The sequence below is a fragment of the Buttiauxella cochleicola genome (genome assembly GCF_021282435.1).
GTDB classification, from domain to species: domain Bacteria; phylum Pseudomonadota; class Gammaproteobacteria; order Enterobacterales; family Enterobacteriaceae; genus Buttiauxella; species Buttiauxella massiliensis.
The window spans coordinates 455042-474161 of record NZ_JAJSOT010000002.1 but is presented as its reverse complement, the minus strand read 5'-3'; the positions used below and the strand labels follow the sequence as shown (position 1 = coordinate 474161).

General features: G+C 50.6%; 5 protein-coding genes. 2 read left to right on the top strand and 3 right to left on the bottom strand.

Annotation, left to right across the window (positions count from 1 at the left end):
* Positions 1–2: 2 nt before the first annotated feature.
* Genes LVQ77_RS07900 through LVQ77_RS07890 form a run of 3 tightly spaced genes read right to left on the bottom strand, consistent with a single transcriptional unit; the run spans position 3 to position 5000 of the window.
* Positions 3–1448 carry a TolC family protein gene (locus LVQ77_RS07900; protein WP_232904138.1) on the bottom strand — a complete coding sequence of 482 codons (1446 nt, stop codon included), beginning with the start codon at positions 1446–1448 and terminating at the stop codon, positions 3–5.
* Positions 1438–2835 carry an HlyD family type I secretion periplasmic adaptor subunit gene (locus LVQ77_RS07895; protein ID WP_232904137.1) on the bottom strand — a complete coding sequence of 466 codons (1398 nt, stop codon included), beginning with the start codon at positions 2833–2835 and terminating at the stop codon, positions 1438–1440. Before LVQ77_RS07895 ends, LVQ77_RS07900 begins: the two co-directional genes overlap by 11 nt.
* Positions 2832–5000, bottom strand: a complete 2169-nt coding sequence (locus LVQ77_RS07890) for a type I secretion system permease/ATPase (protein ID WP_232904136.1) — start codon at positions 4998–5000, stop codon at positions 2832–2834. The genes LVQ77_RS07895 and LVQ77_RS07890 overlap by 4 nt, the downstream gene beginning before the upstream one ends.
* A gap of 524 nt (positions 5001–5524) precedes the next feature.
* On the opposite strand from LVQ77_RS07890, the gene LVQ77_RS22350 reads away from it, so the two are divergent.
* Positions 5525–9235: a C2 family cysteine protease gene (locus tag LVQ77_RS22350; protein WP_232904135.1), complete on the top strand. Its 3711-nt coding sequence runs from the start codon at positions 5525–5527 to the stop codon at positions 9233–9235.
* Between the two features lie 214 nt (positions 9236–9449).
* Positions 9450–18962 (top strand): autotransporter-associated beta strand repeat-containing protein, encoded by a 9513-nt coding sequence (locus LVQ77_RS07880; protein ID WP_232904134.1) that lies wholly within the window; start codon positions 9450–9452, stop codon positions 18960–18962.
* Positions 18963–19120: the final 158 nt, after the last annotated feature.

Sequence of the window (19120 nt, the reverse complement as noted above, 5' to 3'; positions counted from 1 at the left end):
TGTCACTCATTCACTTTTTCCGCTGCCGGCAACTGGCTCAATATCCCGGTATTCGCCAGCAAGCCTAAGCGCGCAGATTGCCAGTCGGCAATAGCCTGAATTCGCTGTTGTTGCGCGTCCGCTAACGCAGACTGGGCATTTAACACTTCAAGAATATCGGCCACATCTTTCTCGTAACGGCGACGGGAAGAATCGACCCCAGCTTGTGCGGCATCGAGCAGTTGTTGGCTTACGGTCAGCACACCCAGTGCGGTTTTGGCGTCGGCGTAAGCTTTAACCACATCGGTAAGGATTTGGTTGGTCGTGTCTTCAAGTTGTGCTTCGCTCTGTTCAGCTTGTGCCCGCGCTTCGAGAATTTTGTAATGGCGACTGAAGCCATCGAACAGCGGAACCGTCAGTGTCAGGCCAACTTCTTTACTGGTTTCAGTGCTGGATGACAGCCCCTGATTAGGGAAACCGTTTTGCGAGATATGCGCTGTCATATCTATAGTTGGTAAACCATCTGAGCGTACCTGGATGATTTTATCTTTATCAGCCAGCCATTTTGCCCGGGCTTGCTGAATCGCAGGGTGACGGGTTTCAGCCTGTTTAAGCCATTGATTAAGATCGTGAATATCCGCAGGGATCACCGTATCCGGTTGCGCCGGTAAGTGAATGCCGGTGGCGAGATCTATCCCCATGGCCTGTTTAAGCACCGCGAGATTTTTCTGGTAATCACCGCTGGCATGTATGGCGTTCAGCTGCGCTTTCGCCAGTGCGGTTGCGGCCTGCAACGTATCATCCTGGGTCGTTGCCCCTTTCTCCTCACGCCGCTTTGCCACACTAAGTGTCTGCTGGGCAAGCTCGGCGATTTGCTGGCGGGAATTCATTTCCGCTTCGCTGGTCATCGCCTCAAAATAGTCCTGAATCACCGATGCCATTGTTTTTTGCAAGGATGCGTCGTGCCCGGCAATGGCCGCCAGTAACATCTGATTAGCGGATTCGCGATTGGCTGAGCGGCCACCGAAATCGAATAATCGCCAGTTTAATGAACCGTAGTACTGATTACCCCGTGTGGTGGTCGTGGTGCTGGGTTCAAAAAAACTCGCAGGGACGGTGTTGGTGTCTCTGAGTCGGCTGGCGGTGGCGCTAATTGTCGGCAAATAAGCGGCTCTGGCTTCGCCAACCACGCCGCTTTGTACTTTAATTTCCGCCCAGGTGGCACGGATTTGTGGGTTATTGCACAACGCGGTATCCACCGCGTCGTTCAGGGCTAGCGGCTGGCTGAAATCAACTGACGTCGCACAATTTATTCGGCTCTGGTCTGGGAGCGTCGCCCCCGCCTGTAATTGGTCGGGATTGGCCTGAAGTGGATCATCGAGCACATTATTGATCCCTTCACTCCAGGCCGTGGGCAGCACCAGTAAACCCAACAGACAGACAGAGGCTAAATACTTTTTACCGTTCATTGAGACTCTCATGCGAATGCTGAATCAGAGGTGAGAGGAAATATTCAATGACCCGACGGCTACCTGTTTTTATTTCAATTGAGGCGCTCATGCCCGGTCGTAGTGTCGAGGGTTCGCCATCGATATCCATCGTTTTGTGGTCAAGTTTGATATGAATGGCGTATTGCGAGTTCTGTGATTTCTGCGTGTTATCGCTATGGCCAGATGGTGCGCTTTCGGCTGCATTGCTGGTTCCGGCATTCAATGCATCGCGGGAAACATAAGTCACTTCACCCTGCATCATGCCGTATTTGGTGTAGTCAAATGCCTCGATTTTCACAGCGGCATGCTGGCCTTTGTGCACAAAACCTATGTCTTTGTTTTCAACGATTGCTTCGATCTCGACCTGATTTTGTTTGGGTACGATGACCATCAACGGCTGGGCGGCTGTTACTACGCCACCAACCGTATGTACCGCTAATTGTTGTACTGTGCCGTCAACCGGGGCGGTGAGCTGAAGTTGAGTTTTATGGGCGTCGGCTCGTTGCACATCCTGATGTGCTTCGGCCTGCTGGCGTAACCCGTCATTGAGCTCATCCTCGGTTTTCTTACGAGTATCTGCGATAAATGAATCACGCTGGTGGCGTGCATCGGCGAGTTTGCCTTCCAGCTCAATTTTGTCCTGCTCTTTTTCCTGCCATGAAGTGACCGACACGTCATGGTTTTCGGCCAGATCTTTATAATTTTGTGCCCGCGCACGAACAATCGGTAATTGCTGGCTGTAACGGGCAATTTCCCCATCCAGATCCCGTAGTCTGCTTTCTACGTTCAGCCACTGGCTGGCCAGATGCTGACGGGCATCAGCGACCTTTTCTGGCGTGATGTTCTCTATATCGCTCAGTCCAATAAATTGATGAGCGGTGATGGATGCCAGCAAGGCACGCGAGCGTGCAACCTGTAATGCAGCGTTATCCTGGCCAACTTCCGCACGCATTTTTTCATGGTCGATAATTTGCGTATCAAGCAGCAGGAGTGGTTCACCGGTATGCACAGTTTGCCCATCGGTAACAAAGATATGTTCAACGCGCGCGGTTTCTACAGAGGCAATCGTTTTGGCGTGACTTGAGGGAATGATTTTCCCGCTGGCGGAAACAATAATGTCAACCTTACCCAATACCGCCCACAGCACCATGAAAACGATTAACACCATAAGCAGGCGCGCCGTCCAGCGAGCAGTAGGTGAAACGGGGGCCAGTTGTAATGCCAGCGCCGCCGGTAGAAATTCCGCTTCGTCTGCTTTCAAAGCCGGTGGCGTGAGTGAGTGGCGCTGCTTCCAGAAAAACGCAAAGTGAGAACGGTAGCGTTTCATCAATTCGCACCACGCGGTATAGCGGAGTTTGAGGCTCATACGCAGGCCTCTCTTACCGGGCCTTGTTGCAGAGTATATAAATGCGCGTAGATCCCACCGGTGTGTTGAACCAGTTCATCATGATGACCGACTTCGGCAATCTCTCCGCGCTCCATTACCACGATACGGTTGGCTTCACGCACCGCAGACAGGCGATGTGCGATGATCAATACCGTTCGGCCTTCACAGATACGACGCATATTGTCCTGGATGATTTTTTCCGACTCATAATCCAGCGCACTGGTTGCCTCATCGAAAATCAAAATACGTGGATTTGAGATTAGGGCGCGCGCAATGGCAATACGCTGGCGCTGGCCGCCAGATAAACCTGTGCCGTGCTCACCGACCATGGTGTCGTAGCCTTCCGGTAACTCACAAATAAACTCATGCGCACCGGCAAGTTTCGCGGCTTCAATCACCGCTTCAATCGGCAGCGTCGGATTAGTCAGCGCGATATTGGCGCGAATCGAGCGGTTAAACAGGTTGTTTTCTTGCTGCACCACACCAATTTGGTGCCTGAGAGACGTGGTGTTTATCACCGCGAGATCGTGCCCGTCCAGTAGCACGCGGCCACTTGCGGGGATGTATAGCCGCTGCACCAGTTTCGTCAGGGTGCTTTTTCCTGAACCGGATCGCCCGACAATACCAATCACTTCGCCGGGGGTAATCGTCAGGCTCACTTTGCGTAACACTTCAGAAGCGTCCGGGCGATAACGGAAAGTCACCTGGTCGAATTCAATTGCGCCGTTGAGTCGCGGCAACCGTGATTTCTGGTCAACAACTTCAGGATGGGTATTTAAAATATCGCCAAGGCGGCTCATGGAAATACCGACCTGCTGAAAATCATTCCATAACTGCGCCAGGCGTAAAATCGGCTGTGACACCTGGCCGGAGAGCATATTGAACGCTACGAGCGCACCAACGGTCATCTGGTTATCGATAACCAGACTTGCACCAATCCACATAATAGCGGCGGTCACCAGTTTACTGATAAGCGTAATACCGCCACTGGCGATAGTTGAGATATTGGTGGCTGAAAGCCCGGAAGTCACATAACCCGCTAGTTGGTCATCCCAGTTTTTAACCCAGCGCGGCTCAACGGCCATGGCTTTTACGGTGTCTATATTGCTGATGGTTTCAACGAGGAACGACTGGTTTTCGGCCGATTTATTGAATTTTTCATTTAGCCGACGGCGCAGCACCGGTGTGAACACCAGCGATAAAAAAACATAGAGTGGGATCGATGCAATCACGATAAGTGTCAACTTAACGCTGTAGCTGAACATTACGGCGAGGAAGACGAACGAGAAAAGAATATCGAGCACGACTGTGATGGCATTACCTGTCAGAAACGAACGGATATTTTCCAGCTCTCGCACACGCGCTACCGAATCTCCTACGCGTCGGCTCTGGAAATAAGCAATCGGCAGGTTGAGCATATGGCGGAATAGCCGTGCGCCGAGTTCGACATCAAGCTTGCTACTGGTATGTGCAAATACCCAGGTGCGAATTCCGCTCAATAAAGCTTCAAATATATTTGCTGCCACTAAGCCAATAGCAACAACATGCAGAGTTTTCATTGCATGATTAACCAAAACTTTATCCATCACCACCTGAAAGAAAAGCGGGGTGGCTAAGCCGATTAACTGCAATACCAGGGAAATGAGCATTATTTCACCTAAAATCCTCCGGTATTTGATCAGTGCCGGAATAAACCAGGTGAAATCGAATTTTGCTAATGTTCCTGTGAAATTTACTTTGCTTGCGAAGTAAATGACTTCGCCCGTCCAAATATCGGGCAATTCATCAATGGAAATAAATTCAGGAGGGCAGTTTTCATATTGAATAAGTAAACGAGGTTTTACGATATGATTATCATTCTTGCTACCCGGATCATATTTCCCCAGTATGAAATAACGCCCATCACGATGCTGAGCCACAGCAGGTAATGCGGCTTTATCCATTCGGCGCACATCCTGCCGCACGACTTTTGTTTTAAGCCCTAATTCCTGAGCTGCCAGCAATATAGCCATGCGGCCAAACACGGGCTGCCCGTCCGGGGATATCTCAAGATGTCCTGAAAATGTATGCTGAAGGTTAATTTTGTCGACCGCGACCTGATGGAAAGCACCGATGACCTGCAAACAGAAGAAACCACTATCCATGGGATACCGCCGACAACAAAAGAGTCATATTAATTAACAGGGCCAGTTATAAGAGGCTATATAGGATGTGCGCGATTAAATATCACAGCCATTATGGGTTGTAAAATGTGTATTTAGGTGAAAGTTGGGTATTTTTGGACAATGGTGGTGATATTGATTGTCCTGAGCTTTGTTAATTTGAATTGTGTTTTGTTGGTTTTTTTTAACAGCTGCGTACCATTGCATTCGTATTTAATGTTTTTGCGATCATAAAAAAAGCAAATATGTTTATATTGGTAAGAAACCACCTGCGATATGTAAATATATGGTTGTTTTGAAATGTCTATATTTAATGCATTGCCCGGAAGTCTCACGTGAAAATAAAGCTGCTGACTCATAGTTTGATTGATAATATTTACAAGAATGCATCTCTTTATTTTTATTGGAAAAATCAAAATAATTCTTAATCAAATAAATCTTTAACATGATTATTTAGTCTTTTATATAACTCGAAATAAGTACTCATTTTGGCAAAAGGAAAAACTGTGCCTGACTCCACACCAAACAACGCTTCACTACCTGACCTCAATAAAATTAGTTCCTGGACTGCTTCCGATTACGCGTCACTTACCGCTGATTTTGTCAGCAAAATGACCGTTGCACAGGTTCACTTGATGAGCAATGCACAACTGGTTGCGCCCAAAGCCATATCCGGCTTTACGGCAGACCAAATTCCAGAACTGGCGGTGGATTTTTATATCGTTACTGGCGAATGGTTAAACCAGCTTAATGAAGCAGCAACAAAAGCCATTACGCCGGATCAGATGACAAGGCTGACTTTTAGCAGCCTCGCTAAACTTGATACTAAACATCTGGGCCTTTTATCTGCTGATCAGGTGGCCGGTATTAATGATAATTACCAGTGGTACTCGGCGACCTGGCTGAACAGCCTCACATCTGAAGCTTTTAAAGGGATACCGATCAACAAACTGAACCAGATAAAGTTACAGGATTTTTGCCTGCTGGATGCAGAACATATCAAGGCGATATCGTCTGAGAAGCTGGCGGCCTTAAACGATGGACATCTCAAGGCTTTAACATCCGAACAGGTGGCTTTAATTCCTGATCTGGCTTCACTGAGTAGTCCCCAGTACGGATTGCTGAATATTTCCGGGCTACCCTCTTCGTTTTTCGCTGATATGAGCCAGGCGCAATACGCAGGCCTCACTGCGCACCAAATTTCTACCTTAAGTCTCGAACAAGTTAAGTCCATGAAGCACGTTGACTGGGTCCCTGCTAATTCTGCTACCGGCTTCACGGCTGAACAGATGGCGAGTATCCATGCAGAAGAATTCTCCTCAGCTAATTTGAACAAGTTGAGCATTGCATCGTTAAAGGCATTAAGCGGGGAGCAGGTTGCGTTGATTGGCGACCTTAGTGGTCTGGATAATGCCCACTTGAAAGCATTAACTGCTGCCCAGGTTAATGCAATCACCGGTATTAGCACTTTGAGCAATGAACAGTTTGCTTTATTAGACCTTTCCGCGATGTCAGCTTCGACTATCGCCGGATGGACCGTAACTGAGTACTCAGGGCTGACAGCTCATCAGATTTCCACCCTAAGCAATGAACAAATTCAGGCAATGCAACGTATTGACTGGATCCCTGCAGCGACAGTCACTGGTTTTACAGCCGCTCAGGTATCATCTTTTAGCAATGACATGCTTTCGCAGCTCACGGCGGATCAGGTTGCTGCCATGACGCATCTGAGCGCGTTGACTAGCCAGCAGTTTGGTTTGTTAAATATTTCTCAGCTTTCTAAAGTAGCCATAAACTATTTAAGCCAAACGGAATATGAAGGGCTGACGGCTCAGCAGATAGCGACCTTAAAACCAGAACAAATATATGAAATGTGGCATACATCCTGGATGCCAGATGATGCTGCCACCGCCTTTACAGCAGAACAGGTGCAAAGTATTAACATCAGCATGGGCTACTTCACAGCTGGTTGGTTAAACCATCTGAGTATTGAAGCATTCCAGGCGTTGACGCCAGCGCAGGCCGCGCAAATATCTGCGGCAACAATGGCCGCTCTGGATAATGCACATCTGCAAGCATTAACCGCTGAACAAATTGGCAGTATGAATAAATTTGGCGATTTGAGTGGAGAACAGTTTGGTCTGTTAAATATTTCTAAGCTGTCAACCTCAGCCATCAACGCTTTGAGCCGTTCGCAATATGAAGGGATTACCGCCGGACAAATTTCGAGCTTAAGTACCGACCAAATCTACGCAATGAACCATGTGGACTGGCTACTGAGCGAAGCTATTGCCGTGTTTACAAAGGAGCAGCAGCAAAGTATTAGCGTTAGCATGGGCTATTTCACTTCCACGTGGTTTAACAGCTTAAGCGATGAAGCCATCAAAGGCGTGACTGCCGCGCAGTTATCCCATATTGATGCGTCTAATTTCAGTAAGTGGGATAATAACCACCTGGCGGCATTAACAGCAGAGCAGGTTGTAGCCGCACCGTACCTGAAGTCTTTGACCAGTGAACAGTTTGGGAATTTAGATATTTCTAAACTTTCAGTTTCAGCTATTGAGCAGATGTCAAAAACGGAATATCTGGGACTGACGGAGAAACAAATTTCCTCATTGAGTCCTGAGCAAACTCAGGCTTTGCAGCATATTGACTGGATCTCTCCGGATGCGGCCAAGGGGTTTACCGCTGCGCAAATGCCAGCATTTACCAATGATATTTCCGCGTTTACTGCTGCGTTCCTCAACAATTTGAGTATTGCGGCTTTTGCGGGAATGACCCCAACACAGCTTGCGAGCCTGACCCCAGTCACATTTGCGAGTCTGGATTATCAACACTTTTGGGCCTTGAATGATTTGTCTGCGTTAACGGAGGTCATGTCGTCTTTGTCGAACGACCAGCTATTAACGGTTTCGCAAATGATGTCCCTTGATCAAGTGGCCCAGTTGCCAGAAAGCCAGAGGTCATTAATTAACACTTCTGTCGAAACAGGATTCTCGTTAGTCGATACGATAAGCGACACCGGTTTGAAAACTCTCATGCACAACGCCGTGACCAACGATGCTTCATTGTTCAGTTTCACAACTATTGAATCCGTGCTTAAAGATTTTGCCTCGCAATTGACGGGGGACCTCACCGAAAACCAGTTCAACGATATAAATAATTACGTGCAGGCGATTGGCAATGTCTGTGGGACTGATTCGGCGATCTATTCCCTGGTCAATGGGTTGATTGGCACCGGTGGCGCATCCATTAACTGGACGGCAACGGGGCCTGGCGAGCGAATCGGTAGCCTGGCTGTTGGCTCGTCTGTCACACAATTTAACCAGCTAATTTCAACCTGGTTTGATGGTGCGAACGCGCCAGCGTCTTCTTCATTGGCACACGTTGATGGGCGCCCGCTGTTTGCCAAAGGTGGCCCAAGCATTAATGATATCCATCAAGGAGGAGTAGCAGATTGTTCGCTCCTTTCCTCACTTATTACGGTGGTGAACGCACAACCTGATTTCATCAAATCAATGATTGTTCAGAACCCGAATGATACTTACAGCGTAAGGTTCTTTAATAATGGTGTGGCTCACTGGGTTACAGTTGATGGTAATACTTATAGTAGTGGGGCCAATTCATCAAACTCAAGTTGGGTAGCGATTGTTGAGCGTGCGAACGTCGCATTTGAAGCGACCTATTTAAATGATGTGAATAGCTACTCAAGCTTGGTTGGTGGTAAAGCAAAGTTAATGGAAGTCACCGGCGACACTCTTACAATACTAAGAGCAGTCGCGACTTCGGAAGGAACCTGGGACACCACGGATTTTGAAACTCTAAAAACTGCGGTGCTCAATGGTGCACCCGCGGCAATTTCCAGTTGGGAAAACTCAACAAATGCCACCACCGGTCAATCAAATTTTATCAGTGGACATGCGTTTGCGATTATCGGTTTTGATGAGAAAACCAATGATTTTATTGTTGCCAACCCATGGGGGGCTGACCGTACTGATGGTGTTCAGGGAACATTTGAAGCCTCAATGGATCAAATGTGGCAGCACGGAAATTTCAGCACGGGTGTTTGGATCGCGAATTCAAATGGAGCATCTGACGCTGCCGGGCAACTTGTTCACGCAATGGCGGCAATGAACACTTCACCTTCGGCAGCGCTCACCACTGCTGCGTTACCAACCAATATGAATAACCCGCAGCTCGCTGCGTCACATGTCTGATAATTAAGCCCTTCACCTCCGCCCATCGGGCGGAGGTTTTCCCCATATTCAACGCATTACCTGAGGAAGTATTAGTTAAGTAATACTTTTTCTACCATTTACTTCTCAATGCACGGCTATGTACTAATGTTACTTAAAGTGTTTCGACACGTGTTTGTCGTTGTCTTTATGTTTCAGCGCATTATTACCCTTTTTAGCCATGCAGAGATTCCTTATGAATAATATTTATCGTCTGGTGTGGAGCCATGTTGCGAACAGTTTTATTGCTGTAGCAGAAATATCTCGGACAGGAAAAAAAGGTGGCAGGGGGGGAAGGGGCCGCAGAAAACTATTAGCGGCGGCATTACTACTTTCCGGAAATTACATCTCCCTTGCCCATGCGGATGATGTGACCTGGAATGTTGCATACCCAAATTATGTGTTATTACCTCCATACGATGCCGTGAAAGAAACCGGCTATGCGTTCACTATTGATAGCCTGGTTGTTGCAAACCATTACCCGGTTGGCACCGAGCTAAATATCCTTGGCCCCATTCCGACTATTTCTCCCGGAACCAACGGCACCAGCACGGGTGTCACGGTAATTAACGGTTTGCCTGGTACTACCGGCACCGATCCGAACCGCATCATCACGATTGTTTCAACCGACTCGAATGGCACGCCAACGACGATAACTGCTGCAAACATTGGGCAATATACCTACTCACCGGCACCTGCTGTTCCGCAAGAAAGCCAGGAGCTAAACGTAGAAGTTCCTGGGCTTGATGGCAGCTATCAGGTCATCAGCGTTTATGATTCGTCGACCTTTATTTCTGCGGGTGATACGCCCGTCAGCGATATGGTGCTTCCCGTTTACGATCATAACTCGATGCGTATTTTTAATAACTTTGGCATAGCATCAGTGGCATCAACCGGCGGGCAGGCCAATATCAACGTGGGTTCAAGCGACGCTAATGCACCCATTGCCGCGGCAGCAAACACCATTGATTTGTTGACTAAAAACTCCGTGCTGGCAAAAGCGGACGGAAGTGGCAGTGCAACCAGTCGTACCGAATGGCGTTCAGATAACTACATCCATTTTCGCCCGGCGATTGTGCTGTCAACGGATACTCAAAGCCTTCAGGCGCAAAGTGCAAAGTATGATTTCTCCATCACGCTGCCCAATTATGAGCAGGTCGGGAACCGGGTCGTCAGGCTACTTGATAAAACCTTTGTTATTAATTCCTCCAATGATATTGCCGGGGTTAACGACTTCCTGATAGGTCAGGGCGCGTACGCAGGTAAACCGCAGATACAGTACTGGCTAACGGCTGGTGCCACCGTGAATGGCGAGGTGATTGACTCTTCGGTCGAAGCTCAAAGCACCTATGATGCGATTATTACCGGAATGCTCGGTAAAGAAGAAAACACCAGCATCAACCTGACATATCACGTCTGGGACGACAAAGGCCCTCACACCAACAACGCGACCGTCGACACGGGTGATTTAAACGTTATTTATGCCACAGGTGGGAACGCATCAGGACTTGTCACCGTTGGTGGTAGCCTGGCGGTGGATGGTGCGAAGGCGGTAATGCGTGCCGACAATGACGCAATCATCACCAACAATGGTGCAATCAATGCCTGGCGCAGTAGCGGAAGCAGCCCCATATCGATTGGCATGCTGACCACGGATGCCACGGCCATCAACAATGGCACCTTAAACGCCGGGCTGTTTATTGAAAAAAATGGCGCAAACCAGAATGTCTCGAACGCAGGCAGCGTGGGGATGCAGGGTAGCGGTAGCAGCACTTTGACTAACAACGGTCATATTAACGTCGCGATCACCGACACCACCACCAACAACGCGCGAGGCATTAACGCGTCGGGTTCAACGGCGGTCACTAACGCCGCCAATGCCACGATTGCGGTGGTGGGCAATAGCAATAACACCGCGGGCAAAGCAGGCGGCTACGGCGTTTATCTGCAGGACAGTGCCACCTTTAATAATGCCGGGAAAATTTACCTCGGGGTGACGCCGGTTTTAAATGCTACTGCGCCGACGGCTGTTCCGATGACCGGGGGGGACCTTTCTGCCGGTATCCATACGCAAAGTTCCGGAGCAGTAAATAACACTGGCATCATCACCCTTGAATCCAAAACGCGTAATGCGGCCGGGATTTCCGTGCAGGGTGCGACAGGAGCTGTGACAAACAGCGGCACGATCAATGTCTTAGGCAAACTGACGAATGGATCGGCGGCGGCTAACTATGGTCTGAACGTTGTCGATAATATCGGCTCCGTAACCCACAGCGGCGTGATTAACGTTGATGGCGATAATAATATTGCAATTAACGTGTCAGCGCAGAAAGCAGCAGCGACGGTTTCCACGACGGCAGGCAGCTCGATTACCGTGGGGACGGCAGGCGATACCGGCGGGAGTGATGGCCAGCCCTATACTTATCGTAACTACGCGGTGTACGCCGAAGGGCTGAACACCCAACATGCCCAAGTAAACCTCAACTCCACTATTCGCCTGTTATCCGCCGGAGCAATCGGTGTTCACGCGCGTGGCGATGCACAAATCGATATTAACGCGGCCTCCACACTCTCTTTTGAAAACACCCAACAGATAGGCTATTACGCCTGGGGCGATGAAGCGCAGATCAATATCGGCAATGCGGTTATTACCGATAGCGGCCAAAAAGACTCAATTTTATTCGCTGTTGACCACGGGGCCTCTTTTGCTGGCAGCACGGGTGCAGCTTCAACCTATCAACTTACGGTCAATGGTCAAAATGCTACTGGGATATTTGCCAACGGTCTGGATGACAAAAATAATACGGATATCACTGACGATACTCTGACTTCTCTTGATACCGGGTCAGCCAAAATATTCGTCAATGGTAATGGCGCAGTCGGGGTAAAAGTCACTGGCGGTGCAGTAGGGACGATTAGCGATGGGGGTATTATTTTAGGCGGAAACAATACCACTGCGGTGGTGGTTGATGGTCGGAATTACAATATCGACAGCACTATTGATCCTGAAGAACTTATTACCCGCGTTACTTCCGATGCGTCTACTACCACCAGTTCTTCTCAAAGTGGGATTACGGGTTATAACGTTTCTCACTTAGGGCAATTAACCCTCAATGGCACGGGAATTGCCTTGAATGGAACGGGCAGCACCGGGATTTTGTTGCACGATAATGGCTCGGCGATCGTGAATGCCCCGGTCAGTGTTTCTGGTACCAATAATATCGGCGTGAATATCCAGAATAATGGGGTGTTGACCAATAACAATACCATTAGCGTCAGCGGTGTAGCCGGAAGCGGTAATGTCGGCCTGCGTGTTGGAGGCGCTAATGCGATCGTAAACCGTCTGGGTACCGTCAATGCGACGGGTGGGCTGGCGGCGGTTCAACTGATTGGTTCAGGCGCTAATCTAACAGTCAACGGAACGGGCAACCATATCACCGCATCTGGTGGAGCCGATGGTGTGAGAATGGACACCGGAGCCACCTCTTTTACCGCGACCAATACCATTATCGATATCTCTGGCAGCGGTGCTGGGATCAACAACAATGCTGACACGTCCAACATTAATCTTAATGGCGTCACGATTAATGCCTCGGATGGCCCGGCAATTCGTACGGCTGTAACCTTTAATGCAGCAGGGACCAATAACACACTCAACATTTCCGGCAGCGGCTACGGTTTTGCCTTCATGAATGCGACAGGCAATCCCACCACCGGAAACCTGACGATTGCTAATGGCTATACCATCAACGGGAATGGCGCTAACAGTGTCGGGATTCTGGCGCGAACAGCAGGCAATGTGAGCTCGGGTGCAACCATCAATATGGCGGCGGGGGCCGGTTCGGCAATAGTCGCCACCGATGGCGTGGCGAACACGGCTCGCACGATTACTAATACTGGCACTATCAACAGTCTCGGTGCCGGTGCGGCCGTGATTAATGCATCGGGTGCGGGAAATACGACGGTCAACAATAGTGGTACTTTGCTGGCGGCAAATAACACGGCGCAGGCTATTCTCACCGGTAGCGGCAATGACGTGGTGGCATTAAGCGGTGCGAGTGCCAATACGCGTGGTGAAATCGTGTTGGGAACGGGTAACGACCAGTTCAGTTGGACGGCGGGGGCATTTAACGGCGGCGTGACTTTCAGCGGTGCCGACGGTAATGACAGGGCCACATTGGGCGACGTTTCACTAGCGAACGTCACCCATATTCTGAGTAACGGCGGCACTAACAGCGCGCTGACCCTCAATGGCACACATCAAGGCGCAGCTCCGGCATTATTGGGAACCTTTAGCGCCGATAACCTGGCAAAAGGCACCAATATCGGCACCGGCTGGAGTTCGCTGACTTTAAATGGCGATGCCACCGATGCACGAGTTGTCGATAACCTGACACTCTCCGGTGCGCAGGCCATTAATATCAACAACGGCGCGACGCTGCGCAGCGGTATCAGCGCTGCTACGTCCGCTGACGCCTCCATTCATAATTACAATGTCACCACATCTGGCGCGACCAGCCTGCTGTCATTCGATGGTACAAGCGACCAGACTTATACCGGGGTTATCAGTGGAACCGGCGGTATGGAGCGCATCAACGCGGGTAAAACCACGCTACTGGGAGCCAACAGTTACACCGGAAACACCTACATTGGCGCAGGTGCAGAACTGGCGCTTGGCGCGGGTGGAACCGTGGGGAGCCTGTCGGCAAGCTCTAATATTATCGATGACGGTATTCTGACGGTTAACCGTTCCAATGCCGTGGCGCTGAACGGTGTGATTTCGGGGAGCGGGGCATTCCGCCAGATTGGCAGCGGTGTAACCCGTTTGGGTGGGAACAACACCTATGCGGGAACCACGAATGTTGAAAAAGGCACGTTACTGATTAACGGTGTGCAAAGTGGTACTGGGCAGACTACGGTAATGGCCGGTAGCACCCTTGGCGGTTACGGCACAATTGGCGGGGATGTGGTGTTCCAGGCGGGAACTACATTGCGACCGGGCGATGACAGCCGCGGCAATGGTACCGGTACTCTGACTATCAACAAAAATTTGACCCTCGCCAGTGATACGAAAAGCCAGTTCCAGTTGGGGCAAGTTTATGTTCCTGGGGGGCCGCTTAACGATTTGGTCGACGTAAAAGGCAATTTGACCCTGGATGGGGTGCTCGACGTTGCGCTCACGACGGGGGGGGCCTTCATGCCGGGCGTATATCGTCTGTTTAATTACGGCGGCACACTGGTCAACAACGTCATGACTATTGGCTCACTCCCGCCAAATGATGCCGATAATTACGCGATTCAAACCAATATCGCCAGGCAGGTCAACCTGGTGCTTAACTTCGTTGATCCATCCAACCAGTTACAGTTCTGGGATGGGGATAACGGTGCAACTCCAGGAAACCATGGCGACGGGACATCGGGTAACGACAAGGTAGATGGCGGCTTTGGTTACTGGACAAGACAGATTTCGGGTAACAGTAACAACTGGACGCAAAGTGATGGTCATGGGAATGCGCCATGGGCGCAAGATGCGTTTGCGGTCTTCCAGGGGCAGGCTAACGAAGTGCGTGTGAGTAACGCCTTTGGTCCGGTTCTCACCTCTGGCATGCAGTTTACTTCCAATGGTTACATTCTTAATGCCGACCCGGCTCGACCAGACTCACAATTGCAATTTACGGCAACAAACCCTCCTGGCAGCTTCCCGCCTGATAATAGTTACGAAGCGCAAGGTGCAACTCATGCCGATAGTTACTTTGCTATCCGTGTGGGAGATGGTGGTGCGGGTGCTGATATCACGACGCTAATTAATGTCGATCTTGTTCAGAATGACTTAGTCGACGGTAATATCCGTTTGTTAAAGACCGATCCGGGCCGACTGATCTTGACCGGCAATAATGTGTTTACAGGTGGCGTAGAAGTCTGGAACGGCACGCTGAACATCACTAATGACAACGCACTTGGTGCGACCAGTAACTCGGTACTGTTGAAAAATGGTTCCACCTTCCAGGCGGGCGCTGATCTCACTACGTCACGCTTGTTCTTTGTCGATGGTACTTTTGGTGGTGCGCTGGATGTTTACGGCCACACCTTTATGCCAACTGGCGTGATTGGCGGTGACGGTCCACTGACAATTAAAGACACCTCGATTGGCAATAATAATGGTGTGCTGGAATTGGGCATTGCGAATACCTACCAGGGCGATACCACGATTATTGGCAAAAATGGGACCGGACAACTGACGGTAAATGCCAATACCAGCGGTGTGTTTGGCACAGCAGACAGCCTGGTTTCATTAAGCAATCTCGCGCTGTTAAACCTCAATAACTCAGCCTCGGCTGAAACACATACCTTTACCGTCGACAAGGCCACTCTGGCATTTAACGACACTGCCGGAGCGGGCCAAAGCACCATCAAGCTGGCTAATGGCAGTAAGGCGATTTTCAGCGATGAAAGCCAGGGGGATAATACCAAGATAACGGTCGATGCAAGTTCAACACTTGCTCTTGAAGGCAATGCAGATGCGGGTTCGGCAAACGTTAACAACAGCGGCAAAGTCACTTTTGCCGACAACGCGCAGGGGGCAGGATCAGTGATTTCCAACCTTGTGGGTGGGCTGGTGGATATCAGTAGTTCACTGACAAGCGCTTCGGTTGGTTCATTGTCCGGCGCGGGTAATGTGGTGTTAGGCGCCGCAACGCTGGTGGAAGGTGCACTCAGTCGCAACGACACGATTAGCGGGATGATTAGCGGCAGCGGCAACCTGGCGAAAACCGGCAGCGGCACGTTGAATCTCACCGCCAACAACACCTGGACTGGCACCACTACTGCGCAGCAGGGCGTGTTATTGATCAACGGTAATCAAGTGGCTGCGACAGGTAAAACCACCGTCAATAACGGCGCAACGCTCGGTGGCGCAGGCGTCTTGGGTGGCAGCGTTGTTGTTGATGACGGCGGGCATCTGGCCGCAGGGAAGGACCTTTCAAGCGTTGGTGTGCTGACGATGGGCGCATTAACACTCAATCAAAATTCGCAAGTCGACTTCCAGTTCGGACAGCCTTACACCGTTGGCGGCGCACTTAACGATCTGATCAACATCAATGGCGATCTCAACCTTAACGGCAAACTGAATATCGCGCAGACGCCGGGCGGCAGCTTTGATGTCGGGGTTTATCGCGTCTTCAATTATACCGGTGCGTTGACCGATAATATTCTGGATATCGGCTCCGCACCTCCGGCAGCAGACGATCTCTATGTTCAAACCTCAATTGCAGGTCAGGTCAATCTGGTGAACCGCACCGGCTATGTGATGCGCTTCTGGGATGGTTTCGGCGGTACGGGTGGGGCGCTGAAAAACAACGGCGAGATCGACGGCGGTAACGGTATCTGGCAAAGCGGCAGCGGTAATGACAACTGGACGACAGACGTCACTACCCCGGACGGCCGTTTTAATACACCGTTTAGCGATGGCTCATTCGCGGTATTTGGCGGCACTGCGGGTAATGTCACGATAGATACAAGCCTGGGCGAAGTCGCGATTAGCGGCGCACAATTTGCCACCGACGGTTATGTAATTGGCGGTGATAACCTCACCACGCATACCGCCAATACCGTGATTCGCGTAGGCGATGGCACCGCGCCGAGTGCGGGCTACACCGCGACCATCAACTCGGTTATCGACGGCGAAGGGGGCATCAACAAAGCCGATCTCGGCACCCTGATTCTCAATGGTAATAACCAATACCAGGGAGGAACGCAGGTCAGCGGCGGCGTATTGCAGGTTTCTTCTGACAGCAACCTAGGCGCTGCGGGAACCGGAATTGGCCTGAGTGGCGGCACATTGCGCTACGGAGCCGCCTTTGATACGGCACGCCAGGTAACGCTTTCTGGCGTCGGCGGGGCTATCGATACCAACGGTAACTCGGTTTCGCTGTTAAGTGCAGTGACCGGCAACGGCGACTTCACCAAGCTGGGTAAAGGCACTTTGACGCTTACCCAGGACAGCAGTTTTGCAGGACTTACCACCATTAGTGATGGCGTGTTGCAACTGGGCAACGGTGGCACGGCGGGTAATGTGGGCGGCAATATTGTCGACAACGCGACCCTTGCGATTAACCGGGCCGACACCTTCACCTTAAACGGTGATATCTCCGGCACCGGACGAGTCTGGCAGCAAGGTAGTGGCACCACTATTATCAACGGTAGTAATACCTGGAGCGGGATTACTCTTGTCGAAAAAGGCACTTTGCTGGCGTCGGGCGAGAACCGCTTTAGCCAGAAATCCAGCCATATTGTCAGCAGTGGGGCCACTCTGGATACCGGGGGCTACAGCCAGTCGGTCGCCAATACGGTTAACCAGGGAACCATCAATTTGCGTGGCGGTGATGTGGGATCAACATTCACGGTGAATGGTAACTATGTGGGTGTCGATGGCACGCTGAAAATTGCTGCGCAACAACATAGCCCCGGTGTTGCTGACCGTTTGGTTATCAATGGCGGCACGGCTTCTGGCAGCACGTTTTTAGATATTGATGTTAGCCAGTTGGGTGAGCCCACTACAGGTGATGGCATTATGGTTGTTGACGCAGTTAATGGTGCAACTACCACCGCACAGACTACGAAAGATGCCTTTAACATCGGCGGCGATGTCCTGACTGCCGGAGCATGGGAATACCAATTGTTTGCCGGAAATGCTCAGGGAGCGGGTGAGGACTGGTTCCTGCGCGCGGGCTATCGTCCGGATGTTCCAGGGTTTGATACGCTGGCCGCGATTATCCGCCAGGCCGATCTGACTGTGCTCGGCACACTTCACCAGCGTGTGGGCGATGAACAACTGTACAAGGCCGATGTGCCTGAAGATCAGGAAGGGCGTTTCTGGGCGCGTTACATCGTGAAGTCGGTCGACCAGAAACATGATGACCCAACCCAATCGCAAAGTAGCACCAACTACAATGGCATGCAGATGGGGCTTGATCTGTGGCAGAACGAGAAGTGGCGTGCGGGTTTGTACACCACCTTTATGGATACCGACAGCTCAATCAGTGGCATAACCGGGATGAGTGGCGGCGACGCTTATAACTCTACTTTCTCGTCTTACCTTGGCGGCTACGGAACCTGGACTGATACCAACGGCTTGTATGTCGATAATGTTTTGCAGTACGGGTACCACTCGGTTGATTTGAAGAATATGTATGACCGCGAGACTTACCATCCTGATGGCAACTCGTTTACGGCATCTGTCGAAGTGGGTAAACCGTGGCAACTGGGTGACAGTAACTGGCTGATTGAACCGCAGGCGCAACTTATCTACCAATACAGTGATTTTGACGACGTGACACTCAAAGATCGCGGCAAAACTAAAGTCTCGGTGAATGCTGACGGTTCTGTTATTGGTCGCCTCGGGGTTCGTCTGGCGGCGGATTACGACACTAACTACGGCAAAGTGAAACCGTATGTTCGCGTCAACTACTGGCAGGAGCTTTCTGATGGACAGGACACCGTTACCTGGAAGAACACGGCGAATAACGCCGCAGCAACGGATATCAATGCCAACCAGCGTTTCCAGACTACAGAAGTTGCCGTCGGCACTACATGGGCAGTGACTGCGGATGTGCAGGGCTATACTGAAATCGGAAAAACATGGGATGGTGGTGGTGATACTTCCGTGTCATCTGATGTATCAGCGTCGGTGGGTATGAAGATCCGCTTCTGACTATCCCCGTCCCCCTTCGAGCCGCAGGTGTGTTAGCTGCGTGAGTTTACCCCAGTCACTTACTTTAGTAAGCTCCTGGGGATAAACCCCCTTGCCGCCTTCCTGCAACTCGAATGGTTTGGGGATAGCATCATTGAAATGAACCTCCCGGAGGAAAC

Bases quoted from the DNA above. Each gene is read 5' to 3' on its own strand.
- LVQ77_RS07900 (WP_232904138.1), bottom strand. From the start codon at position 1,448: ATGAACGGTAAAAAGTATTTAGCCTCTGTCTGTCTGTTGGGTTTACTG.
- LVQ77_RS07895 (WP_232904137.1), bottom strand. From the start codon at position 2,835: ATGAGCCTCAAACTCCGCTATACCGCGTGGTGCGAATTGATGAAACGC.
- LVQ77_RS07890 (WP_232904136.1), bottom strand. From the start codon at position 5,000: ATGGATAGTGGTTTCTTCTGTTTGCAGGTCATCGGTGCTTTCCATCAG.
- LVQ77_RS07880 (WP_232904134.1), top strand. From the start codon at position 9,450: ATGAATAATATTTATCGTCTGGTGTGGAGCCATGTTGCGAACAGTTTT.